The organism is Klebsiella sp. K47, from assembly GCF_051858335.1.
Lineage (GTDB): Bacteria > Pseudomonadota > Gammaproteobacteria > Enterobacterales > Enterobacteriaceae > Klebsiella > Klebsiella pneumoniae.
On sequence record NZ_JBPYUI010000008.1, the window covers coordinates 191,695 to 214,805 of the forward strand.

18 protein-coding genes and 2 pseudogenes are annotated in these 23,111 nt (G+C 57.0%); 8 read left to right on the forward strand and 12 right to left on the reverse strand.

Features of this window, described 5'->3' with window-relative positions:
- Positions 1-14: 14 nt before the first annotated feature.
- The 6 genes from lptD to apaH are packed head-to-tail and all read left to right on the forward strand — an operon-like array spanning position 15 to position 6,750.
- A complete protein-coding gene (gene lptD / locus RRF55_RS10410; RefSeq protein WP_004147026.1) occupies positions 15-2,363 on the forward strand; it encodes an LPS assembly protein LptD in 2,349 nt (782 codons plus the stop codon).
- A 54-nt stretch (positions 2,364-2,417) separates the two neighbouring features.
- Positions 2,418-3,704 (forward strand): peptidylprolyl isomerase SurA, encoded by a 1,287-nt coding sequence (gene surA, locus RRF55_RS10415; RefSeq protein ID WP_002888329.1) that lies wholly within the window; start codon positions 2,418-2,420, stop codon positions 3,702-3,704.
- A 5-nt stretch (positions 3,705-3,709) separates the two neighbouring features.
- The gene (pdxA, locus tag RRF55_RS10420) at positions 3,710-4,699 is read left to right on the forward strand and encodes a 4-hydroxythreonine-4-phosphate dehydrogenase PdxA (protein ID WP_009485687.1); all 990 of its coding nucleotides are present in this window, start codon (positions 3,710-3,712) and stop codon (positions 4,697-4,699) included.
- A complete protein-coding gene (rsmA, locus tag RRF55_RS10425) occupies positions 4,696-5,517 on the forward strand; it encodes a 16S rRNA (adenine(1518)-N(6)/adenine(1519)-N(6))-dimethyltransferase RsmA (protein ID WP_002888324.1) in 822 nt (273 codons plus the stop codon). The genes pdxA and rsmA overlap by 4 nt, the downstream gene beginning before the upstream one ends.
- A 2-nt stretch (positions 5,518-5,519) precedes the next feature.
- Entirely contained in the window at positions 5,520-5,897 is a 378-nt protein-coding gene (gene apaG, locus RRF55_RS10430) for a Co2+/Mg2+ efflux protein ApaG (protein WP_002888323.1), read from the forward strand.
- 4 nt (positions 5,898-5,901) lie between these two features.
- Positions 5,902-6,750, forward strand: a complete 849-nt coding sequence (gene apaH / locus RRF55_RS10435; protein ID WP_004177431.1) for a bis(5'-nucleosyl)-tetraphosphatase (symmetrical) ApaH — start codon at positions 5,902-5,904, stop codon at positions 6,748-6,750.
- A gap of 203 nt (positions 6,751-6,953) precedes the next feature.
- On the opposite strand, the gene folA is transcribed toward apaH, so the two are convergent.
- The 12 genes and pseudogenes from folA to citC all read right to left on the reverse strand — a co-directional run bounded on the left by folA (position 6,954) and on the right by citC (position 21,255).
- Positions 6,954-7,433, reverse strand: coding sequence for a type 3 dihydrofolate reductase (gene folA, locus RRF55_RS10440; RefSeq protein WP_002888320.1), 480 nt, complete (start codon positions 7,431-7,433; stop codon positions 6,954-6,956).
- 173 nt (positions 7,434-7,606) lie between these two features.
- Positions 7,607-9,472: a glutathione-regulated potassium-efflux system protein KefC gene (gene kefC / locus RRF55_RS10445; RefSeq protein WP_004145992.1), complete on the reverse strand. Its 1,866-nt coding sequence runs from the start codon at positions 9,470-9,472 to the stop codon at positions 7,607-7,609.
- Positions 9,465-9,998, reverse strand: coding sequence for a glutathione-regulated potassium-efflux system oxidoreductase KefF (gene kefF, locus RRF55_RS10450; RefSeq protein WP_002888068.1), 534 nt, complete (start codon positions 9,996-9,998; stop codon positions 9,465-9,467). Before kefF ends, kefC begins: the two co-directional genes overlap by 8 nt.
- Positions 9,999-10,129: 131 nt before the next feature.
- Entirely contained in the window at positions 10,130-10,363 is a 234-nt protein-coding gene (locus tag RRF55_RS10455; RefSeq protein WP_002888059.1) for a YgdI/YgdR family lipoprotein, read from the reverse strand.
- 169 nt (positions 10,364-10,532) lie between these two features.
- Entirely contained in the window at positions 10,533-13,757 is a 3,225-nt protein-coding gene (gene carB, locus RRF55_RS10460; RefSeq protein WP_002888056.1) for a carbamoyl-phosphate synthase large subunit, read from the reverse strand.
- A 159-nt stretch (positions 13,758-13,916) separates the two neighbouring features.
- Positions 13,917-15,065: a glutamine-hydrolyzing carbamoyl-phosphate synthase small subunit gene (gene carA / locus RRF55_RS10465; RefSeq protein ID WP_004177433.1), complete on the reverse strand. Its 1,149-nt coding sequence runs from the start codon at positions 15,063-15,065 to the stop codon at positions 13,917-13,919.
- Between the two features lie 457 nt (positions 15,066-15,522).
- Positions 15,523-16,344: a 4-hydroxy-tetrahydrodipicolinate reductase gene (gene dapB / locus RRF55_RS10470; RefSeq protein WP_004151369.1), complete on the reverse strand. Its 822-nt coding sequence runs from the start codon at positions 16,342-16,344 to the stop codon at positions 15,523-15,525.
- 228 nt (positions 16,345-16,572) lie between these two features.
- Positions 16,573-17,481 carry a triphosphoribosyl-dephospho-CoA synthase CitG gene (gene citG / locus RRF55_RS10475; protein ID WP_004222628.1) on the reverse strand — a complete coding sequence of 303 codons (909 nt, stop codon included), beginning with the start codon at positions 17,479-17,481 and terminating at the stop codon, positions 16,573-16,575.
- 18 nt (positions 17,482-17,499) lie between these two features.
- Positions 17,500-19,026: pseudogene (citF, locus tag RRF55_RS10480) on the reverse strand (citrate lyase subunit alpha).
- A gap of 10 nt (positions 19,027-19,036) precedes the next feature.
- On the reverse strand, positions 19,037-19,906 hold the full coding sequence (gene citE / locus RRF55_RS10485; RefSeq protein ID WP_004151372.1) for a citrate (pro-3S)-lyase subunit beta: 870 nt from the start codon (positions 19,904-19,906) through the stop codon (positions 19,037-19,039).
- Positions 19,903-20,196 carry a citrate lyase acyl carrier protein gene (citD, locus tag RRF55_RS10490; RefSeq protein WP_009309208.1) on the reverse strand — a complete coding sequence of 98 codons (294 nt, stop codon included), beginning with the start codon at positions 20,194-20,196 and terminating at the stop codon, positions 19,903-19,905. Before citD ends, citE begins: the two co-directional genes overlap by 4 nt.
- Positions 20,197-20,226: 30 nt before the next feature.
- Positions 20,227-21,255: a [citrate (pro-3S)-lyase] ligase gene (gene citC, locus RRF55_RS10495; RefSeq protein WP_004222626.1), complete on the reverse strand. Its 1,029-nt coding sequence runs from the start codon at positions 21,253-21,255 to the stop codon at positions 20,227-20,229.
- A gap of 256 nt (positions 21,256-21,511) precedes the next feature.
- Here citC and citS point away from each other — a divergent pair, with 256 nt between their 5' ends.
- Both citS and RRF55_RS10505 read left to right on the forward strand, forming a co-directional pair.
- Complete coding sequence (gene citS / locus RRF55_RS10500; RefSeq protein ID WP_004151375.1) at positions 21,512-22,852, forward strand: citrate/sodium symporter CitS; 1,341 nt, start codon at positions 21,512-21,514, stop codon at positions 22,850-22,852.
- 155 nt (positions 22,853-23,007) lie between these two features.
- A pseudogene (locus RRF55_RS10505) lies at positions 23,008-23,111 on the forward strand (oxaloacetate decarboxylase gamma chain); the annotation flags it as partial.

Genomic DNA, 23,111 nt, shown 5'->3' on the forward strand with positions numbered 1-23,111 from the left:
AATAAATACAACGTATGAAAAAACGTATTCCCAGCCTCCTGGCTACGATGATTGCCAGCGCCTTGTATAGCCAACAAGGCCTCGCTGCCGATCTCGCAACGCAATGTATGCTTGGCGTGCCAAGCTATGATCGTCCGCTCGTGGAAGGTCGTCCTGGCGATCTGCCGGTGACGATTAACGCCGATCATGCGAAGGGCAACTACCCGGACAACGCCGTCTTTACCGGCAACGTCGATATTAACCAGGGGAATAGTCGCCTCCGCGCCGACGAAGTTCAGCTGCACCAGCAGCAGGCCGCGGGCCAGGCGCAGCCGGTGCGCACGGTGGACGCGCTGGGCAACGTGCATTACGACGATAACCAGGTGATCCTCAAAGGGCCAAAAGCCTGGTCGAATCTGAATACCAAAGATACCAACGTCTGGCAGGGCGATTATCAAATGGTCGGACGCCAGGGACGCGGCACCGCCGACCTGATGAAACAGCGCGGTGAAAACCGCTATACCATTCTCGAAAACGGCAGCTTTACCTCCTGTCTGCCGGGCTCCGACACCTGGAGCGTCGTCGGCAGCGAAGTTATCCACGATCGCGAAGAGCAGGTTGCCGAGATCTGGAACGCCCGCTTCAAGCTTGGCTCTGTGCCGATTTTCTATAGCCCCTACCTGCAGCTGCCGGTGGGCGATAAGCGTCGTTCAGGCTTCCTGATCCCGAACGCGAAATACAGCACCAAAAACGGCGTGGAATTCTCCCTGCCGTACTACTGGAACATCGCGCCAAACTTCGATGCCACTATTACTCCGCACTATATGAACAAACGCGGCGGCGTGATGTGGGAAAACGAGTTCCGCTATCTGACCCAGCTCGGCAGCGGCTTAACTGAATTCGACTACCTGCCGTCGGATAAAGTCTACGAAGACGACCACTCGAGCGACAGCAACAGCCGCCGCTGGCTGTTCTACTGGAACCACTCAGGGGTTATCGATCAGGTATGGCGTCTGAACGCTGACTACACCAAGGTCAGCGATCCTGACTACTTCAACGACTTCAGCTCGAAATATGGTTCCAGTACCGACGGCTATGCGACGCAGAAATTCAGCGCCGGTTACGTCAACCAGAACTTTGACGCCACGGTATCGACCAAACAATTCCAGGTCTTTGACCGCGAATCGAGCAACTCCTATTCGGCTGAGCCGCAGCTCGACGTCAACTACTACCAGAATGATGTCGGTCCGTTCGATACCCATCTCTATGGACAGGTTGCCCATTTTGTTAACTCGAATAACAACATGCCGGAAGCGACCCGCGTTCACTTCGAACCGACGATCAACCTGCCGCTGTCCAACGGTTGGGGCAGTCTGAATACCGAAGCCAAGCTGCTGGCGACTCACTACCAGCAGAGCAACCTCGATAAGTACAATGCCGCCAACGGCACTGACTATAAAGAGTCCGTCAGCCGCGTAATGCCGCAGTTTAAAGTCGACGGCAAAATGGTCTTTGAACGCGACCTGCAGGAGGGATTCACCCAAACGCTGGAACCGCGCGTGCAGTATCTGTACGTGCCGTACCGCGATCAGAGTGAAATCGGCAACTACGACTCCACGCTGTTGCAGTCGGATTACACCGGTCTGTTCCGCGACCGTACCTATAGCGGTCTGGACCGCATCGCGTCGGCTAATCAGGTCACCACCGGCCTCACCTCGCGCGTGTACGATGCCGCCGCGGTGGAACGTTTTAATATTTCCGTTGGTCAAATCTACTATTTCACCGAGTCACGCACCGGTGATGACAACATCAACTGGGAGAACAACGATACCACGGGTTCACTGGTCTGGGCCGGCGATACCTACTGGCGCATTGCCGATGAATGGGGTCTGCGCGGGGGGATCCAGTACGATACGCGTCTGGATAACGTTGCCACTGGTAACGGCACCATTGAATACCGTCGCGATGAGAACCGCTTAGTCCAGCTTAACTATCGTTACGCCAGCCCGGAATATATTCAGGCCACGCTGCCGTCATATTCCACCGCGGCACAATATAAACAGGGTATTTCGCAGGTGGGGATGACCGCCAGTTGGCCGATTGTCGATCGCTGGTCCGTGGTCGGGGCCTACTACTACGATACTAATACCCGGAAAGCAGCAAACCAGATGTTGGGTGTGCAGTATAACTCCTGCTGCTACGCTATCCGTCTTGGCTACGAACGTAAAGTCAACGGCTGGAACAGCAACGACAACGGCGGCGAGAGCAAATACGATAACACCTTCGGAATCAATATCGAATTGCGCGGTCTGAGCTCTAACTACGGCCTCGGCACCCAGCAGATGCTGCGCTCGAACATTTTACCGTACCAGAGCTCCCTGTGATGCGGCTGGTTTACAACATCATCCGCATTTGCGGTTAATCGAAATGGAAAAAGTATGAAGAACTGGAAAACGCTGCTTCTCGGTATCGCCATGATCGCGAATACCAGTTTCGCTGCCCCCCAGGTGGTCGATAAAGTAGCGGCCGTCGTCAATAATGGCGTCGTGCTGGAAAGCGACGTCGATGGTTTGATGCAATCGGTTAAGCTCAATGCTGGTCAGGCTGGCCAACAGCTGCCGGATGACGCCACCCTGCGCCATCAAATCCTCGAAAGACTGATCATGGACCAGATCGTGTTACAGATGGGGCAGAAGATGGGCGTGAAGATCTCTGACGACCAGCTCGATCAGGCTATCGCCAACATCGCCAAACAAAATAATATGACCTTGGATCAGATGCGCAGCCGTCTGGCCTATGAAGGCATCAACTACAACACCTACCGTAACCAGATCCGTAAAGAGATGCTGATTTCGGAAGTGCGTAACAATGAAGTGCGTCGTCGCATCACCGTGCTGCCGCAGGAAGTGGAAGCGCTGGCGAAACAGATCGGCGACCAGAACGACGCCAGCACCGAGCTCAACCTGAGCCACATCCTGATCCCGCTGCCGGAGAACCCGACCTCTGATGAAGTCGCCGCGGCCCAGGAGCAAGCAAACTCCATCGTTGAGCAGGCGCGCAACGGCGCCAACTTCGGCAAACTGGCGATCACCTACTCCGCTGACCAACAGGCGCTGAAGGGTGGCCAGATGGGCTGGGGCCGTATCCAGGAGCTGCCGGGCATTTTCGCTCAGGCGTTAAGCACGGCGAAGAAAGGGGATATCGTCGGTCCGATTCGTTCCGGCGTTGGTTTCCACATTCTGAAAGTCAACGACCTGCGCGGTGGTACCCAGAATATCTCCGTTACCGAGGTTCACGCCCGTCATATTCTGCTGAAACCGTCGCCGATCATGAACGACGCCCAGGCTCAGGCTAAGCTGGAACAGATCGCAGCCGAGATTAAGAGCGGGAAAATCACGTTTGCTCAAGCGGCGAAAACCTATTCGGAAGATCCGGGCTCGGCAAACCAGGGCGGTGATTTAGGCTGGGCCACGCCGGACATTTTTGACCCGGCGTTCCGCGATGCGCTGATGCGTCTGAACAAAGGGCAGACCAGCGGACCGGTGCACTCTTCCTTTGGCTGGCACCTGATCGAACTGCTGGATAGCCGTCAGGTCGACAGAACCGACGCCGCGCAGAAAGATCGTGCTTACCGCATGCTGATGAACCGCAAATTCTCTGAAGAAGCGGCAACCTGGATGCAGGAACAGCGCGCCAGTGCGTATGTTAAAATTCTGAGCAACTAATATCGATGCCTGAAACCCGTAAAGTTGTTATCACTCCCGGCGAACCCGCCGGGATTGGCCCTGACCTGGTCGTGCAGCTTGCCCAGCGCGACTGGCCAGCTGAGCTGGTGATTTGCGCCGATGGCGCCCTGTTAACTGACCGAGCCAAGCGGCTCGGTCTTCCTTTATCTCTCCTCCCTTACGATCCCGCGCAACCTCCTGTTCCTCAGCGCGCCGGTACCCTGACGCTGCTGAACGTGCCGCTAAACGTCCCGGCGGAGCCCGGCGTGCTGAATGTGCAAAACGGCGCCTACGTAGTGGAGACGCTGGCGCGCGCCTGCGACGGCTGCCTTAGCGGCGAGTTTGCGGCGTTAGTGACCGGCCCGGTGCATAAAGGCAACATCAACGACGCCGGTATCGCCTTTACCGGTCATACCGAGTTCTTTGAAGAGCGCGCGAAGGCCAGCAAAGTGGTGATGATGTTGGCGACCGAGGAGCTGCGGGTGGCGCTGGTCACCACCCATCTGCCGTTGAAAGCCATCAGCGAAGCGATTACCCCCGAGCTACTGCGCGAGATCATCACCATTCTCGATCACGACCTGCGCACGAAATTTGGCATTGCCCAGCCGCATGTGCTGGTTTGCGGGCTTAACCCGCACGCTGGCGAAGGCGGCCATATGGGAACAGAAGAGATAGACACCATCATTCCGGTGCTGGAAGAGATGCGCGCAAAGGGGATGAACCTCAGCGGTCCGCTGCCGGCAGACACCCTCTTTCAGCCGAAATATCTTGATCATGCCGATGCGGTTCTCGCGATGTACCACGATCAGGGCCTGCCCGTGCTAAAATACCAGGGCTTTGGCCGCGGCGTGAACATTACGCTCGGTTTACCTTTTATTCGTACCTCCGTCGACCACGGCACCGCACTGGAATTAGCGGGCCAGGGAAAAGCGGACGTCGGCAGTTTTATCACGGCGCTTAATCTCGCCATCAAAATGATTGTTAATACCCAATGAATAATCGAGTCCATCAGGGCCATTTAGCCCGTAAACGCTTCGGGCAGAACTTCCTCAACGATCAGTTTGTGATCGACAGCATCGTCTCGGCGATTAACCCGCAGAAAGGCCAGGCGATGGTTGAAATCGGCCCCGGCCTGGCGGCCCTGACCGAGCCGGTCGGCGAACGCCTTGACCAGCTGACCGTCATCGAACTGGACCGCGATCTGGCGGCTCGCCTGCAGACGCATCCGTTCCTCGGTCCAAAGCTGACCATCTATCAGCAGGATGCGATGACCATGAACTTTGGCGAACTGGCGGAGAAAATGGGCCAGCCGCTGCGCGTCTTCGGCAACCTGCCGTACAATATCTCGACCCCGCTGATGTTCCATCTGTTCAGCTATACTGATGCCATTGCCGATATGCACTTTATGCTGCAGAAGGAAGTAGTGAATCGTCTGGTTGCCGGACCGAACAGTAAGGCGTATGGTCGGTTAAGCGTGATGGCGCAATATTATTGCCAGGTGATCCCGGTACTCGAAGTGCCGCCGAGCGCGTTTACCCCGCCGCCTAAGGTCGACTCCGCGGTGGTACGCCTGGTGCCGCACAGCACCATGCCGTATCCGGTCAAAGAGATCCGGGTGCTGAGCCGCATCACCACCGAAGCGTTCAACCAGCGCCGCAAGACTATCCGAAACAGTCTCGGCAATCTGTTCAGCGTGGAAGTGCTGACCGAGCTGGGCATCGACCCGGCCATGCGCGCCGAAAATATTTCCGTGGCGCAGTACTGCCTGATGGCCAACTGGCTGTCTGACAATCTGCCAACGAAGGAGAGCTAACCATGATTCATTCGCCCCGGGTGTGTGTCCAGGTACAGAGCGTCTATATCGAATCGCAGTCTTCCCCGGAAGAAGAGCGCTACGTCTTCGCTTACACCGTCACCATTCGCAACCTGGGGCGGAGTCAGGTTCAGCTGCTTGGCCGCTACTGGCTCATCACTAACGGCCACGGTCGTGAGACTGAAGTTCAGGGTGAAGGGGTGGTCGGCGAGCAACCGCATATTCCCGCCGGCGGTGAATATCAATATACCAGCGGCGCAGTGATTGAAACGCCGCTGGGAACCATGCAGGGTCATTATGAGATGATCGATATCGACGGCGCGCCGTTCCGTATTGAGATCCCTGTTTTCCGTCTCGCAGTTCCAACGCTCATTCATTAAAACAATGTCAACATACCTTATTGGCGACGTTCACGGTTGCTACGATGAACTGATCGCATTATTAGCGCAGGTTGAATTCGATCCGCGGAGAGATACGCTGTGGCTGACCGGCGATCTGGTGGCCCGAGGCCCGGGATCGCTGGAGGTCCTGCGCTATGTCAAATCTCTGGGCGACAGCGTACGACTGGTGCTGGGCAACCATGACTTACACCTGCTGGCGGTCTTTGCCGGTATCAGCCGCAACAAGCCGAAGGATCGTCTGAAATCACTGCTGGAAGCGCCGGATGCCGATGAGCTGCTCAACTGGCTGCGTCGCCAGCCGCTGCTGCAGGTGGATGAAGAGAAAAAGCTGGTGATGGCCCATGCCGGAATTACGCCGCAGTGGGATCTGGAGACCGCCCAGCAGTGCGCGCGCGATGTTGAAGCAGTGCTCTCCAGCGACTCCTATCCTTTCTTCCTCGATGCCATGTACGGCGACATGCCGAACCACTGGAGCAACGAGCTGAGCGGCCTGGCGCGCCTGCGCTTTATCTCTAACGCCTTTACCCGCATGCGCTACTGTTTCCCGAACGGCCAGCTGGATATGTATTCGAAGGAAGCGCCCGAGGACGCCCCGGCGCCGCTGAAGCCGTGGTTTGCCATTCCCGGCCCGGTCAGCAATGCCTACAGCATTGCCTTTGGCCACTGGGCTTCGCTGGAGGGACGCGGCACGCCGGAGGGGATTTACGCCCTGGATACCGGCTGCTGCTGGGGCGGGGAACTCACCTGCCTGCGCTGGGAAGATAAGCAGTACTTCACCCAGCCGTCAAACCGGCAGAAAAGCCTCGACGAAGGCGAAGCCGTCGCGTCCTGACTCTTCCCGGATAGCGGCGCGTTGCGCCTTATCCGGGCTACATTGCCTTGCGATTTGTCGCCCGGACAGCGCTCCCGAAAGACGAAGCCTGCGACGGGGAACATGACGAGATACTGAGTGCGCCATCGTCGCGCAATTCATGCAAAAGAAAACCCCGGTCACGCCAGACTCGACCGGGGTTTTTTTATCGCTATCCTGCCCGCTTAACGGCGTTCGAGGATCTCAAAGCAGTAGCTATGGGAGTTCTGCGCGTCGGCGTCATGAAACTCGCTGAACACCGACTCCCATTCGTCCGGATCGTAATCCGGGAAATGGGTATCGCCTTCCACTTCCGCATCAATATGGGTCAAGTAGAGCTTCTGCGCTTTCGGCAGGAACTGCTCATACACCCGGCCGCCGCCGATCACCATAATCTCTTCCACATCGCCGCAGGCGGCAATTGCTTCTTCTACGGAGGAGACCCACTGCACGCGATCGTCGCTGCCGGGTTTGCTGCTGATCACGATATTTTTACGCCCCGGCAATGGGCGCCCAATGGATTCCCAGGTCAGACGCCCCATCACCACCGGCTTATTTAACGTGTTGCGTTTGAACCAGGCGAGATCGGCAGGCAGGTTCCATGGCATGGCGTTTTCCATACCAATGACGCGATCTACCGCTAACGCCGCAATCAGACTGATCATTCATTCATTCCCGAGTGCAAAAAATTGTCGCCACTATACGGAAAGCGTACAACTTCGTCGACTGGCCGGAGGGTAAAGAATAAGAAAATTTTCTGATTTGCTGGCAAGCCCACGTTCACACCGTGGGCCGCCAGAAGAGGATCCAAACGAAAACAAAATGTTACTGGTCAGCCTCAGGCTGAGGGCTTATTTTCCGGCTCATCGGCGATATCCCCGGTGTGCCTGCCCTCTTCCGTACCCTGCCAGCCATGACGCTGCACCAGCGACAGATGATGACGATCTTCGTTGATGATGCCGGTCAGCATATCGCTGGTCCGCTTGAAGACCGCCACCCGCGACGCGGCATCGTTTTCCGCCATCGCCACCATCTCTTCGACCATCTGCAGGTTGAATCGACGGAACAGATCGGCCCGCTCGCGCGCTTCATAGGCGCCGAGCCCCAGCGCCTCCAGCGTCATTCGGCCGGACTTCAGCGCCGCCTCGAAGGTTTCACGCTCCGGGGCCTCGACGCCAGCCTGGCGCAGCTGAATGTAATGATCGACATCGCGGGCGCGGGAGATGATCTGCAGATGCGGAAAATGCTCTTTTACCCTCGCCACCAGCTCCAGGCTGACGTGCGGATCGTCAATGGCATTGATCAGCACTTCCGCCTTTTCGGCGCCGGCCGACTCCAGCAGATCGACCCGGGTGGCATCGCCGTAGAAAACCTTCATATCAAATTTGCGCAGGGTATCGACATGGTCCGGATCGTGATCGAGGATCACCATCTTCACCCCGCTCGAGAGCAGCAAACGGCCGGCTATCTGCCCGAAGCGGCCAAAGCCGGCGACAATCACCCGCGGCTGCTCTTCATCAATCTCGTCAGCATCACGCGCCTGGCCGCTGGACGATTTCTCCAGACGGGTCAGCAGCACCAGCAGAATGGGGGTTGCCGCCATTGACAGGGCCACCGCCAGGGTCAACGCTTTTGCCCATTCGCCGTCCAGTACATCCGCCATCCGCGCGGCGCCAAACACCACAAACGCGAACTCACTCCCCTGCCCCAGCAGCACCGCAAACCAGCGGCGCTGGGCGCGCGGTACGCCAAGCGGCCTGGCGATAAGCCACAGCATCAGCATTTTTATCGCCAGGAAACCGACCAGCAAAATCACAATACGCAGCGGATGGGTGACCAGGGTGCCGAAATCAATCGACATGCCGACGCCGATAAAGAACAGCCCCAACAGCAGTCCTTTAAACGGCTCAATATCACTCTCCAGCGCATGACGATATTCGGAGCTGGCCAGCAGCACCCCGGCGAGAAACGCCCCCATCGCCATCGACAGCCCCACCTCTTCCAGCAATAAGCCAAAGCCGAAGACCAGGAACAGGGCCACGGCGCTGAACACTTCGCGCAGGCCGGAACGGGCGACAAAGCGCAGCAGCGGGCGGGTCAGATAGCGCCCAAGGACCACCACCAGCGCCAGCGCTGCGGCCACTTTCAGCGCGGAGAGGGCAAAAGCCATCAGCGAAGTGGCGCCGCCGCTGGCCGCCAGCAGCGGGATCATCGCCACCAGCGGGATCGCGGCGATATCCTGGAACAGCAGCACTGCGAAGGCGCTGCGCCCCATCTGCGACACCGTCAGATTGCGCTCATTCATCGCCTGCATAGCGATCGCGGTTGAGGAAAGCGCCAGAGTCATACCAATCAGCTCGGCCACCTGCCAGCGCAGGCCCAGCAGCATGCAGAACAGGCCGATCAACACCCCGCAGGCCACCATCTGCAGTGCGCCGCCGCCAAACACCGAGGCGCGCAGCTTCCATAAGCGCTGCGGATCGAGCTCCAGACCAATGACGAACAGCATCAGCACCACGCCAATCTCGGCAAAGTGCAGAATCGCCTCGGCATCGGTCACCAGCCGCAGCGCCCACGGGCCGATAATACAGCCGGCGATGAGATAGCCCAGCACTGACCCAAGCCCCAGACGGACGGCGATGGGCACAATCAGCGCCGCGGCGCCGAGGTAAATCAACGCCTGTATCAGCGTATGGCTATCCATTCTGGTGTGCCTCCTGCCAGTCGATTAAGCGTTGACGATAGCGGCGGGCCTGCGCCTGCAGCGTTTCATCATCGCAGATAAAGGTGCAGTGCATAGCGAACGGCGGCAACCATTTCATCCCGCAGTAAAGCGCGGTTGCCTGCAGAGGCTGCGCCAGCACCGGGAAACCGGGAAACGAACCGATATCAAAGTGGCTTTCACCGCCGCCGGTAGTGACCGCCCACATCAGCGATTTACCGCGCAGCGCAATACCGTTATGGCCATAGGCCCAACCGTGCGACAGCACCTTGTCCATCCACAGCTTGAGCAGCGGCGGTACGCTATACCATTGCATAGGGTGCTGCCAGATAACCAGATCGGCACGGGCCAGCGCCGCCTGCTCGGCGGCGACATCGATATTAAAGTCGGGATAGAGTTGATAGAGGGAGCGTATCTCTACGCCTTCAAGCGTCCCTGCCTGTTCAAGCATTCGCTTATTCGCATGAGAATGCTGCGGATAAGGATGCGCATAAATTATCAGAATCATTGATTGGCCTGCGTTTGCTCTTGTCGTAATCAGCAAGAGTGTAGACAGTTAAGCGAACCGCTTACAATGATAACTGTGATTTATGTCGCGATGGCTTACGCAACGCGCGCCCTGAGGGTAAACGTCAGGCCTTAGTTATCCAGCTCGTCCATGGACTTCACCTGGTCGCGGTTAATCTGCTCCACGCGGCCGGTTTCGGCATTTTTGTATGAGACAAGGCCGGTGTCATCATCCACCTGCGGTTTGCCGCTGGTGACAATGGTCTTGCCGTCGGTGGTTTTGATTGACTGATTCGATGAGCAGCCGGCCACGAACATGATTGCCGTCGCTGCCAGTGCGGATGCCACCAGAATATTGTTCCGCATTGTATCCTCCTGTCTTTTCATCAATAGGTATCGTTATGGTGCTAACTATAGTTAGCCTGACCCGACAGGGGGTTAAAAGCAGAACTCTCTGAAGATGGCTGCGGCCAAAAAAAATAGGCTGACGATGTCGTCAGCCCAGGATTGTTGCTATCCGGCCAGGCCGGGAAGCTTATTTAGTGATTTGCGCGTGCATTTCCTGAACCGAAATCACCTTCTCGGTGGCGTCAGCGTTCAGCGCCATCGCGGTGGCAAAGCCGCCGTTCAGGGTGGTGTCGTAATGCACTTTGTACTGCAGCGCGCTGCGGCGAATCAGCTTGGAGTCTTCAATCGCCTGGCGACCTGCGGTGGTGTTGATGATGTAGGTATATTCGCCATTCTTGATGCGGTCCTGAATGTGCGGACGACCTTCATGCACCTTGTTCACCAGACGCGGGTTAATGCCCGCTTCACCCAGCACAATCGCCGTACCGTGAGTCGCATCCAGTTCGAAGCCAAACTTCAGCAGCTTCGCCGCCAGGTCAACCACGCGCTCTTTATCGCCTTCGCGGACGGAGAGCAGCGCGCGACCCTGTTTCTTCATGGTCGAGTTGCTGCCCAGCTGCGCTTTGGCGAACGCTTCGGCAAAGGTGCGGCCGACGCCCATCACTTCCCCGGTGGAGCGCATTTCTGGCCCTAACAGCGGGTCAACGCCCGGGAATTTATTGAACGGCAGGACCACCTCTTTCACCGAGTAGTACGGCGGGATGATCTCTTTGGTCACGCCCTGCTGCGCCAGTGTCTTACCGGCCATCACGCGCGCCGCCACTTTCGCCAGCGGTACGCCGGTGGCTTTGGAGACGAACGGTACGGTACGCGCCGCACGCGGGTTGACCTCAATCAGATAAACTTCGTTATCTTTCACCGCGAACTGGACGTTCATCAGGCCGCGAACCTGCAGCTCGAAGGCCAGCTTCTGCACCTGCTCGCGCATCACATCCTGAATCTCTTTGCTCAGGGTGTAGGCCGGCAGGGAACAGGCGGAGTCGCCGGAGTGGACGCCTGCCTGCTCGATATGCTCCATGATGCCGCCAATCAGCACCATTTCGCCATCGCAGATGGCATCGACATCCACTTCAATCGCATCGTCGAGGAAGCGATCCAGCAGCACCGGCGCGTCGTTGGAGACGCTGACCGCGGTCTGGAAGTAGCGGCGCAGATCCTGCTCGTCATAGACGATCTCCATCGCCCGGCCGCCGAGCACATAAGACGGACGCACCACCAGCGGGTAGCCAATCTCTTTCGCTTTCTCTACCGCCTGCTCAATGGCGGTGACGGTGGCGTTCGCCGGCTGCTTCAGCTTCAGACGGTCAACCGCGTGCTGGAAGCGCTCACGGTCTTCCGCCCGGTCGATAGCGTCCGGACTGGTACCGATAACCGGCACGCCGGCAGCTTCCAGGGCACGAGCCAGCTTCAGCGGGGTCTGGCCGCCGTACTGGACGATAACGCCTTTTGGCTTCTCGATGCGCACGATTTCCAGCACGTCTTCCAGGGTCACCGGCTCAAAATACAGACGGTCGGAGGTGTCGTAGTCGGTAGAGACGGTTTCCGGGTTACAGTTGACCATGATGGTCTCGTAACCGTCCTCGCGCAGCGCCAGCGAGGCGTGTACGCAGCAGTAGTCGAATTCGATACCCTGCCCGATACGGTTCGGGCCGCCGCCGAGGACCATAATTTTATCGCGGTCAACGGACGGGTTGGACTCACACTCTTCTTCATAAGTGGAGTACATGTAGGCGGTATCGGTAGCAAATTCCGCAGCGCAGGTGTCCACGCGCTTGTAGACCGGGTGCAGGTCATACTGGTCGCGCAGCTTGCGGATTTCCGCTTCCCGCACGCCCGCCAGCTTCGCCAGACGCGCATCGGCAAAGCCTTTACGCTTCAGGGTGCGCAGGAAGTCAGCGTCGAGGCCGTTGATGCCCACTTCCGCCACTTTCTCTTCCAGACGGACCAGCTCTTCAATCTGTACCAGGAACCAGCGGTCGATGTTGGTCAGGTTGAAGACGCCGTCAACCGAGAGGCCCGCGCGGAACGCGTCAGCGATATACCAGATACGCTCAGCGCCGGCATCTTTCAGCTCGCGGCGGATTTTGGTCAGCGCTTCCGGATCGTCGAGGCTCACTTTCGGGTCGAAGCCGGTAGCGCCCACTTCCAGACCGCGCAGCGCTTTCTGCAAGGATTCCTGCTGGGTACGGCCAATCGCCATCACTTCGCCGACAGACTTCATCTGGGTGGTCAGACGGTCGTTGGCGCCGGCGAATTTTTCAAAGTTAAAGCGTGGGATTTTAGTGACCACGTAGTCGATGGACGGTTCAAAGGAAGCCGGGGTGCGGCCGCCGGTGATGTCGTTCATCAGCTCGTCAAGGGTATAACCTACCGCCAGCTTGGCTGCCACTTTAGCAATCGGGAAGCCGGTGGCCTTAGAGGCCAGCGCCGAGGAGCGGGAGACGCGCGGGTTCATTTCGATAACGATCAGGCGACCGTTTTTCGGGTTAACCGCGAACTGCACGTTAGAGCCGCCGGTTTCGACGCCGATTTCACGCAGCACCGCCATCGAGGCGTTACGCATGATCTGGTACTCTTTGTCGGTCAGGGTCTGCGCCGGGGCAACGGTGATGGAGTCACCGGTGTGGATCCCCATGGCGTCGAAGTTTTCGATGGAGCAGACGATGATGCAGTTATCGTTCTTATCGCGCACCACTTCCATCTCGTACTCTTTCCAGCCGATCAGCGATTCATCGATCAGCAGTTCGTTGGTCGGAGAGAGATCCAGGCCGCGTTCGCAAATTTCTTCGAACTCTTCGCGGTTATAGGCGATACCGCCGCCGGTGCCGCCCATGGTGAAGGACGGACGGATGATGCACGGGAAACCAACGTCGGCGGCAACCGCCAGCGCCTCTTCCATCGTGTGGGCGATACCAGAGCGCGCGGTGTCGAGGCCGATTTTTTTCATTGCGATATCGAAACGGCGACGGTCTTCGGCTTTATCAATCGCATCGGCGGTGGCACCAATCATGGTCACGCCGAATTCAGCCAGTACCCCCTGACGCTCCAGCTCGAGCGCGCAGTTCAGCGCCGTCTGGCCGCCCATGGTCGGCAGCACCGCATCCGGGCGCTCTTTTTCGATGATTTTACGCACCACTTCCCAGTGAATCGGCTCGATGTAGGTGGCATCGGCCATTTCCGGGTCGGTCATGATGGTCGCCGGGTTAGAGTTCACCAGGATAACGCGGTAGCCCTCTTCGCGCAGCGCTTTACACGCCTGGGCGCCGGAGTAGTCAAACTCACACGCCTGACCGATAACAATCGGGCCCGCGCCCAGAATCAGGATACTTTTTATGTCTGTACGTTTTGGCATTGCTTTCTTCTCCGAAGAACCTGTTTATGGTCGTCGCGAGCGATGGGTAGACAAGGAAAAAATTTGTGAGAAAGCGCAGTTTACAAAACGTAAATGAGCATTTTGAACAAATTTTTAACGCCGTATTCCCGAGCACAGCAGAACATAAACAGGTTCTGATTATTTCGCGGACTGACGGTAGAGCTCAATTAACTCGATAAAGTGGTCGAACAGCGGCGCGGCATCGTGCGGCCCCGGGCTCGCTTCAGGGTGCCCCTGGAAGCTGAACGCCGGTTTGTCGGTACGATGGATCCCCTGCAGGGTGCCGTCGAACAGCGACTTATGGGTCACGCGCAGGTTGGCCGGCAGCGTCGCCTCATCTACGGCGAAACCGTGGTTCTGGGCAGTGATCATCACCACGTTGTTATCAATATCTTTCACCGGGTGGTTGCCGCCGTGGTGGCCGAACTTCATCTTAATGGTCTTGGCACCGCTCGCCAGCGCCAGTAGCTGATGGCCAAGGCAGATGCCGAATACCGGAATATCGGTCTCAAGGAATTTTTCAATCGCCTCGATAGCGTAATCGCACGGCGCCGGGTCGCCAGGGCCGTTGGAGAGGAAGATACCGTCCGGATTGAGCGCCAGCACGTCCGCGGCGGAGGTCTTCGCCGGCACCACCGTCAGGCGGCAGCCGCGGTCAACCAGCATGCGCAGGATGTTGCGTTTCGCGCCGAAGTCATATGCCACAACGTGGAACGGCAGCTCGCTTTCCGCTTTCGCTTCCGGCAGGTCGCCCGCCAGGGTCCAGCTGCCTTGCGTCCAGCTATAGGTTTCTGCGGTGGTCACTTCCTTCGCCAAGTCCATGCCGTTCAGGCCCGGGAACGCTTTCGCTTTTTCCAGCGCCAGCTGGGCATCCGGGCTGTCGCCCGCGATGATGCAGCCGTTTTGCGCCCCTTTCTCACGCAGCAGACGCGTCAGCTTGCGGGTATCGATATCGGCAATCGCCACGATGTTATGGCGCTTCAGATAAGAAGAGAGGTCTTCAGTACTGCGGAAGTTGCTGGCAATCAGCGGCAGGTCGCGAATAACCAGACCCTGCGCATGTACCTGAGAAGATTCTTCATCGGCGGCGTTGGTGCCGACATTACCAATATGAGGATAAGTAAGAGTGACGATTTGGCGGGAATAGGAAGGATCAGTGAGGATTTCTTGATAACCGGTCATTGAAGTATTGAAAACGACTTCCCCAACCGCCGTGCCGGTTGCCCCGATGGCCCGACCGTGAAACTGGGTTCCGTCTTCCAGAACCAATAGCGCTGACTTAATCAAAACATCCTCCAGAGAATATCCACTCACTTTATTTGCATATTAATTCATAAACGCGATCTGAATCAATGCAAATCTGTTGCCCGCAGATTTTTGGCAAACGGCGGCATTCTGGAGAGATGTCGGATAAAAGTCAACTTAAAGCGGAGATTTTTAATGTCATTTTACGCCACTGGTGCGTAACACGTGATTTTTACGCCAAAAAGATCAACAAACCTGGCTGAGAAAACGCTTGCGGATGTGGAAGAGTGTAAAACAGAGGGATGATCGACAAAAAAGTGGACCAGATGGTCAAAATTTACATTTCATTCACTAAAAAACACGCTAATACTGTATTTTTTACGCATTACACTTAAAACATACGCCATAATTCGCAAAAATAAAAAAGGGCAACAAAATATTGCCCTCTGCATCAATAACTTATTGATAGCAATAACCACATCACGATGGGTAATAATCGTTATAAACTATTCAGATCCAGCACATCACGCATATCAAACAGGCCATTTTTCTTGCCTTTCAGCCATAATGCTGAACGAACAGCGCCATTTGCAAAGGTCATGCGGCTGGACGCTTTATGGGTGATTTCAATACGCTCACCGATGTCAGCAAACATTGCCGTATGCTCCCCGACGATATCCCCCGCGCGAACGGTCGCGAAGCCGATGGTGCCCGGGACGCGTTCGCCAGTGTAGCCTTCACGACTGTAGACCGCGCAGTCCTTGAGATCTTTGTTCAATGCCCCGGCGATCGCTTCGCCCATCGCCAGCGCGGTGCCTGACGGCGCATCCACTTTATGCCGGTGGTGCGCTTCGATAATTTCGATGTCGGTATAGTCGCCCATCACCTTTGCCGCCTTCTCCAGCAGCTTCAACAGGACGTTGACGCCAACGCTAAAGTTAGCGGCGAAGACAATGGCAATGTCCTGCGCGGCATCGCGAATCGCCTGTTTGCCAGCGTCGTCAAAACCGGTGGTGCCGATGACCATCCCTTTGCCGTGCTCGCGGCAAAACGCCAGATGGTTCAGCGTGCCTTCCGGGCGGGTAAAATCGATCAACACGTCGAAATCATCTTTTACCGCCGCCAGGCTGCTCTGCACCGCGACGCCCGCTTTGCCGGCGCCCGCCAGCTCGCCGGCGTCGCTGCCCACCAGGCTTGACCCTTCGCGCTCCAGCGCCGCGCCCAGCGCCACGCCTTCCATCTGCAATGCAGCCTGAATTAACTGGCGTCCCATCCGGCCGCCCGCGCCGGCGATGGCCACGCGGATTTGTGCATCATGCATAGCTATTCTCTTTTGTTAACATTACGTAAATTGTTTTCAGAGTAACCAGCCCGTCAGCGGGCCGCTACTCAAAAACGCCGATAATTAGAAATTTATGACAAACGGCGGACGATATCAGTAAAAACTATACGATTGTGCCGCGATTCCGTGTTTACCTGATGACAACCGGGAAGGCTAATGATGGCGCCTTCGCCCGTACAGTGCGGGCGAAGGCGGTATTGCAGTGGGTTACAGCGGGAAAAGCGCGCCGGCGGGAAACGCGGATAAAAACCAGGTCACCGCCAGCAGATCGGCGCTGCCGCCGGGGCTGAGATGGCGGGCAATCAGCTCATCGTCAAACTGTCGCAGCGCCTCCAGCCCGCCGTCCGCCAGCACGCCGCCCTGCCACAGCAGTCGCTGCGCCTCCTGCTGGACAAAGTTCAGCCCGGCAAGCCCGCCGCGCGAGACCAGGTTGGTGTCATCATTCCACGCCATCAGATGCAGCAGGGTTTGCAGTAGCGCCAGATTACTGTCGCCGGTCTCTTCCATCATGCGGGTAAAGACTGGCATGGCCTGGGTACGCACCGTCAGGAAACCGCTCTCCGCCTCGCCGCGGGCCCCGGAGAGACCATAGCGCAGAAAATGAGCCTCGCCTTTACTGAGCCGTTCCCCGCCAGCAGAAGACAACTCCTGCATAACCATGCCGCGACAGAAGCGCGCCACCTGGTCGCAAAGCCGGTGCTGCTCTATCGGCTCACCTTTCGACACCAGCCTGCCCGCCGCCGCGCTGAGCAGGCCAAAAGCGAAGATCGCCCCGCGATGGGTATTCACCCCGCCGGTGGCCTCCAGCATATCGTTCTCACAGGCCATCCCTACCGGGCGCAGCATCATCAATACCTGCTCCGGCGCGACCGCCGCAGTATCGTGGCCCATGATGAAAAATTTCTCCATCCACGGAGCCACCACCGCGGTGCTGGCCTCAAACGAGGCCAGATCCATATCCCAGTGCGCGCCAGCGTTACGAATATCCACCAACCCGGGCTTTGGGGTCAGGCGAACTTCGGTCAACAGCGCGCGCTCTACCGCGCTGACCACCTCTTCGGCACTCAGTGGCTTCACGCGCCGCACACGCGCAGGATTAATTAACACGTCGCTCATGGCCTTTCCCCTCTGCGTTTAGTCGCTGTTTTTCACCTGACGAATCACATCGATGACCGAACCGTCGCGATAGCGCACCACCGCCACCACCCGATCGGTGAATTCGATCGGCTGCGGCTTGCCAGTCAACAGCTCAGCACGCTGCTGCAGTTCCTCAATGGTCATCAGCGGAATGCCTGCGCTGCGCAAATTGTCGATCAGGTCCTGACGTGCCGGGTTGACCGCAATGCCGTGGTCAGTGACCAGCACATCCACGCTGGCCCCCGGCGTGACGCGGGTCAGCACCTTTTCCACGACGCAGGGAATACGGCCGCGAACTAACGGCGCGGTAATAATGGTCAAATCCGCACCGGCGGCGGTATCGCTATGGCCACCGGACGCCCCGCGCAGCACACCGTTAGAACCGGTCATCACGTTAACGTTAAAGTCGATATCAATTTCCAGCGCGCTGAGCATCACCACGTTTCAGCGCTCGCAGGAGGCGCCTTTGGAGCCCGGGCTGGCATACTGATTGGTGGAGATCTCGACATGGTTCGGGTTCTGCGCCAGCGAACGCGCCGCGTCGCCATCGAAGGACTGGGTATCGAGCAGCGTTTTGATCAACCCTTTTTCGTGCAAATCGACCATCGTCCCGGTGATACCGCCGAGGCCGAAGCTGGCGGTAATGCCGTTACGGCGCATTTTATCTTCAAGGAAGCGAGTTACTGCCAGCGAGGCGCCGCCGGTACCGGTCTGCAGCGAGAAACCCTCTTTAAAGTAACCGGAGTGCTCAACGACTTTCGCCGCCTGGCGGGCGATCAGCAGCTCGCGCGGGTTGCTGGTCAGACGGATGGCACCCGCGGTAATTTTTTGCGGATCGCCGACTTCATCTACCTGGACTATCAGATCCACTTGATCCTGGGCAATACTGGCCGGATAGTTAGGATAATCCACCCACTCTTCGGTCAGCAGCACCACGCATTTAGCGTGCTCGGCATCGACGCGCGCGTAGCCCAGAGAACCGCAGCGTGATTTACCGCTAAAGCCGTTGGCGTTGCCAAACTCATCGCAGCAAGGAACGCCGAGAAACGCGACATCAATCGACAGCTCGCCGCTTTGAATCAGCTGTACGCGACCGCCGTGGGAGTGGATCTGCACCGGGTTTTCCATTAAACCGGCGGAGATCTCCTCGCCCAACTTGCCGCGCAGGCCGGAGGTGTAGATCTGGCGGATCACGCCATTTTTAATATGCTCGATCAGCGGCCAGTGGGCGTCGATCAGCGAACTGGACGCCAGGGTGAGATCGCGAAAACCCATTTCCGCCAGCTTCGCCACTACCATATTGACGACTTTGTCACCGCCGCGAAACGCGTGGTGAAACGAGATGGTCATGCCGTTTTGCAGGCCGGAGCGACGGATTGCCGTTTCCAGCGAATCGCAGATTTTGCGCTGGCGCTTTTCGCTCTCACTCGCCAGCCAGGGACTTTTCGCCGTTACGCCGGCATAAGGTGTCAGTCCATTCGGCATCACGTACTGCTGATTAAGCATTGCTACTGTCTCTTTCATCTTATTCCCCTTAATCACGAATACCGGAAGCCGAGAGCGCCACCACTTTGCGAGCATGGTCGATAATCGGTCCATCGATCATCTTGCCGTTCAGCGATACCACACCCAGACCTCGCGTTTCGGCTTCTTCCGCCGCGGCAATCACTTCCAGCGCGTGATCGACCTCTTTGCGCGTCGGGGCATAGACCTGATGCAGGAGTTCAATTTGTCGTGGGTTAACCAACGATTTGCCGTTAAAGCCGAGGTTTTTGGCCAGATTCGCTTCCGCCAGGAAGCCCTCTTCATTATTGATATCCGACCACACCACGTCATAGGCGGCGATGCCGGCAACGCGGGCGGCATGCAGTACAGCGCAGCGGGCGTAGAACAGTTCAGTACCGTCGCCGCGGGAGGTGCCCATATCCATCACGTAATCGAAGGCCGCCAGCGCGATCGCCGCCAGACGCGGGCTGGCGCGGGCGATTTCCACCGCGTTCACCACGCCCAGCGCCGACTCGATCGCCGCCATTAACTTGGTGCTGCCCACTTCCCGGCCGCACTCGCGTTCAATCCGCTCAACATGCGCTTCCAGCTCATGGATATCTTCTTTGCTGTCGGTTTTCGGCAGACGCACCATATCCACGCCCGCACGAACCACGGCTTCCAGATCGGCCAGACCAAACGGGGTATTTAGCGGGTTAATACGCACCACGGTTTCGATATCCTGATACAGTGGATGCTGCAGCGCCTGATACACCAGCAGACGAGCGGTATCTTTCTCGCGCAGCGAAACGGCATCTTCCAGGTCGAACATCACAGCATCAGCGCCGTAGACGAATGACGTGCTTAACATGGCGGCATTGGCGCCAGGGATGAACAACATACTGCGACGTGGTTTCATAGCTGGCTCCATTGTAATTGGGTCTGTTGCGCCGCGCGCAGCGCCGCGGCCTGTACACGAGCTCGCAAAACACATTCCAGCGCGCCTTTATCATCGACCACCACGCTGGCCTGTTTCACGCCAAGCTGAGCCAGCGTTTCTCTCACTACCTGCTCAATCGCAGCGCCAAACTGTTGTTTCACAATGCTGTCGATTTCCAGCTGAATGCCCGGCTGCGCCGCCGGTCCAATCCTGACCATCACATCGCTGGACTCCAGCGTGCCGGCCAGGGCGTCAATCTTCATTTCCATAGGGGAAAATCCTTAGTTAGGGCATAAAAATCAGGCGGTTTGATGTTCGCTTTCCGCCAGTTGCATCAGAAAAGAGAGGGTCCCCGGCGGTACCAGCGCCGCGACCGCCTGCCAGTTGCGCTGTCGATAGAGTTCGCGCACTCGGGAGGCCGACACGGGTCCACCATTTTTTTCGATTCGCGCAAGCTCAACTACTTCAATGGGCGGCGCGTCGCCTGGCGCTTCCAGTAGTGACTTCATGCGCTGGTTGTAATTACGGGTCAGGGGACACAACGGCTCGGTGCCGACAAAGCGATGGGTAATCTGCAGCGCCGGGGCCAGGCGCTCGCGGAAGAGCTGCAGGTCAATCTGGCTGTGGCAGTCATCAACCACCCCTTGCTCTTTCAGGAAATAGCCGGGGAACGTCGCCCGCGAGATCAGATACGCCGAACCGGGATGCAGCGTCACCTTATCGATGCCGGTAATCCCCTGTTCAATGAGCTTGAAGCGATCGTGATAGGAAAAGCAGGACGCATCTTCTTTGACCACAAACAGATGCAGCCAGTCGCACTGGCTGGCCGCCTGTTCTACCAACCAGCGGTGGCCGAGGGTGAATGGATTGGCGTTCATCACGATAGCGCCGATTTTTCTTCCCGGCTGACGGTACATCGCCAGCTGTCGGCAGTAACGAGTCAGTCGTTCGCGGCTATTTTCCATTAGCACGGCGCGGTCGCCCGCCTGGGCTATCGGCCAGAAGCCGGCGCCGGAAAATAACGCAGCATTGCAAGGTTTAGTGAACAAAAACAGTTCGCTGCGCCCCAGCTCATAGGCCAGCGTCAGGAGCTCGGTCAGTAATTTAAGGCTCAGCCCCTCCCCCTGCAGCGAGGGATCGATGGCGATGCATTTCAGCACATTGCCGGCGATAGCACCGCAGCCGACCAGCCGCTGCTGATACTCGGCGATAATCGCCATTTCGCAGTCGGCCTCTAACGACAGTTGATGCTGGCGGAGAAACCGATCGATCGCCTCTCGCCGCGGTTTATCTTTTAATAGTTGAACGCGTTTTAATATCAGTGTCATTTTTTAGCGCTTCGTCATTTCAAAACGAACTGTATTTCGCCAGCGTTCGGCTATGGATTCTTGTATTTAAGTCACAGTTTTTCTCGTGGCTTAATTGGCTTTATGGTTTTTATGTTGTTAATTAATTCAGAATCATAAAAACAATTAAATTAATAAAAAACACGAGTATTCAGTGAAGATAATCACACCTTACCCCTGGGTCTATTTATTACTATGCGCCGGTCTTACTACTCCATCAATAAACAGGATAACGTTTATGACTAACATGAGTCAGGCTCCGGCGACGGAGAAAAAGGGCGTTAGCGATCTGCTGGGATTTAAAATCTTCGGCATGCCGCTCCCCCTTTACGCATTTGCGTTAATTACACTATTACTTTCACATTTTTATAACGCATTACCCACCGATATCGTCGGCGGCTTTGCCATCATGTTTATTATCGGCGCTATATTCGGGGAAATTGGCAAGCGCCTGCCAATATTCAACAAATATATCGGTGGCGCTCCGGTGATGATTTTCCTGGTGGCGGCTTATTTTGTCTACGCAGGTATTTTTACGCAGAAAGAAATCGATGCTATCAGCAACGTTATGGATAAGAGTAACTTCCTTAACTTATTCATCGCGGTATTAATTACCGGAGCAATTCTGTCGGTAAACCGCCGCCTGCTGCTGAAATCACTGCTCGGCTATATTCCAACTATCCTGATGGGCATTGTCGGCGCGTCTATTTTTGGCATCGCTATCGGCCTGGTGTTCGGTATTCCAGTGGATCGCATCATGATGCTGTACGTCCTGCCGATCATGGGTGGCGGCAACGGCGCGGGCGCGGTCCCCCTGTCGGAGATTTACCACTCCGTCACCGGTCGTTCTCGCGAAGAGTATTACTCAACCGCTATCGCTATTCTGACCATCGCTAACATCTTCGCCATCGTCTTTGCCGCCGTCCTCGATATCATCGGCAAAAAACACACCTGGCTGAGCGGCGAAGGGGAACTGGTGCGTAAAGCCTCGTTCAAAGTGGAAGAAGATGAGAAAGCGGGACAAATCACCCATCGCGAAACCGCCGTCGGTCTGGTGCTGTCCACTACCTGCTTCCTGCTGGCCTACGTCGTGGCGAAGAAAATTCTGCCCAGCATTGGCGGTGTGGCTATTCACTATTTCGCGTGGATGGTGCTGATCGTCGCCGCGCTGAACGCCTCCGGGCTGTGCTCACCGGAAATCAAAGCCGGTGCTAAACGCTTGTCTGATTTCTTCTCCAAACAGCTGCTGTGGGTGCTGATGGTCGGGGTCGGCGTCTGCTACACCGACCTACAGGAAATTATCAACGCCATCACCTTCGCTAACGTTGTTATCGCCGCCATTATCGTTATCGGTGCGGTGCTCGGCGCGGCGATCGGTGGCTGGCTGATGGGCTTCTTCCCAATAGAATCGGCCATCACTGCAGGCCTGTGTATGGCCAACCGCGGCGGCTCCGGCGACCTGGAAGTTCTCTCTGCCTGTAACCGTATGAACCTTATCTCTTATGCGCAAATCTCCTCCCGTTTGGGCGGCGGTATTGTGCTGGTCATCGCCAGCATCGTGTTCGGCATGATGATTTAACCCATACGCACGATGGCACGTTGAACTTACAGGTGAAGAACGAATCAGGGTCCCATGCCGGGAGCGGCAGAGGGAAATCCACCCTGCTCCTTAGCCGGAAACGCCAGAAACCTTGTCAGACAGCGCGTCATCGTGCCCCTATTTGAGATGTATAAATGACTGACAATGCCATCCTGTTAGGCGAAGGCTTCACCCTGATGTTTCTCGGCATGGGCTTTGTGCTGGTGTTCCTGCTGCTGCTCATTTTCGCCATCCGGGG

What these genes read in the sequence shown, in the direction of transcription:
- citG (WP_004222628.1), bottom strand. Translation starts at nt 17,481, where the DNA reads ATGAGCGACGTGTTAATTAATCCTGCGCGTGTGCGGCGCGTGAAGCCA.
- carB (WP_002888056.1), bottom strand. Translation starts at nt 13,757, where the DNA reads ATGCCAAAACGTACAGACATAAAAAGTATCCTGATTCTGGGCGCGGGC.
- kefF (WP_002888068.1), bottom strand. Translation starts at nt 9,998, where the DNA reads ATGATTCTGATAATTTATGCGCATCCTTATCCGCAGCATTCTCATGCG.
- citD (WP_009309208.1), bottom strand. Translation starts at nt 20,196, where the DNA reads ATGGAAATGAAGATTGACGCCCTGGCCGGCACGCTGGAGTCCAGCGAT.
- citC (WP_004222626.1), bottom strand. Translation starts at nt 21,255, where the DNA reads ATGACACTGATATTAAAACGCGTTCAACTATTAAAAGATAAACCGCGG.
- apaH (WP_004177431.1), top strand. Translation starts at nt 5,902, where the DNA reads ATGTCAACATACCTTATTGGCGACGTTCACGGTTGCTACGATGAACTG.
- pdxA (WP_009485687.1), top strand. Translation starts at nt 3,710, where the DNA reads ATGCCTGAAACCCGTAAAGTTGTTATCACTCCCGGCGAACCCGCCGGG.
- apaG (WP_002888323.1), top strand. Translation starts at nt 5,520, where the DNA reads ATGATTCATTCGCCCCGGGTGTGTGTCCAGGTACAGAGCGTCTATATC.
- lptD (WP_004147026.1), top strand. Translation starts at nt 15, where the DNA reads ATGAAAAAACGTATTCCCAGCCTCCTGGCTACGATGATTGCCAGCGCC.
- kefC (WP_004145992.1), bottom strand. Translation starts at nt 9,472, where the DNA reads ATGGATAGCCATACGCTGATACAGGCGTTGATTTACCTCGGCGCCGCG.
- RRF55_RS10455 (WP_002888059.1), bottom strand. Translation starts at nt 10,363, where the DNA reads ATGCGGAACAATATTCTGGTGGCATCCGCACTGGCAGCGACGGCAATC.
- dapB (WP_004151369.1), bottom strand. Translation starts at nt 16,344, where the DNA reads ATGCATGATGCACAAATCCGCGTGGCCATCGCCGGCGCGGGCGGCCGG.
- folA (WP_002888320.1), bottom strand. Translation starts at nt 7,433, where the DNA reads ATGATCAGTCTGATTGCGGCGTTAGCGGTAGATCGCGTCATTGGTATG.
- citS (WP_004151375.1), top strand. Translation starts at nt 21,512, where the DNA reads ATGACTAACATGAGTCAGGCTCCGGCGACGGAGAAAAAGGGCGTTAGC.
- rsmA (WP_002888324.1), top strand. Translation starts at nt 4,696, where the DNA reads ATGAATAATCGAGTCCATCAGGGCCATTTAGCCCGTAAACGCTTCGGG.
- citE (WP_004151372.1), bottom strand. Translation starts at nt 19,906, where the DNA reads ATGAAACCACGTCGCAGTATGTTGTTCATCCCTGGCGCCAATGCCGCC.
- surA (WP_002888329.1), top strand. Translation starts at nt 2,418, where the DNA reads ATGAAGAACTGGAAAACGCTGCTTCTCGGTATCGCCATGATCGCGAAT.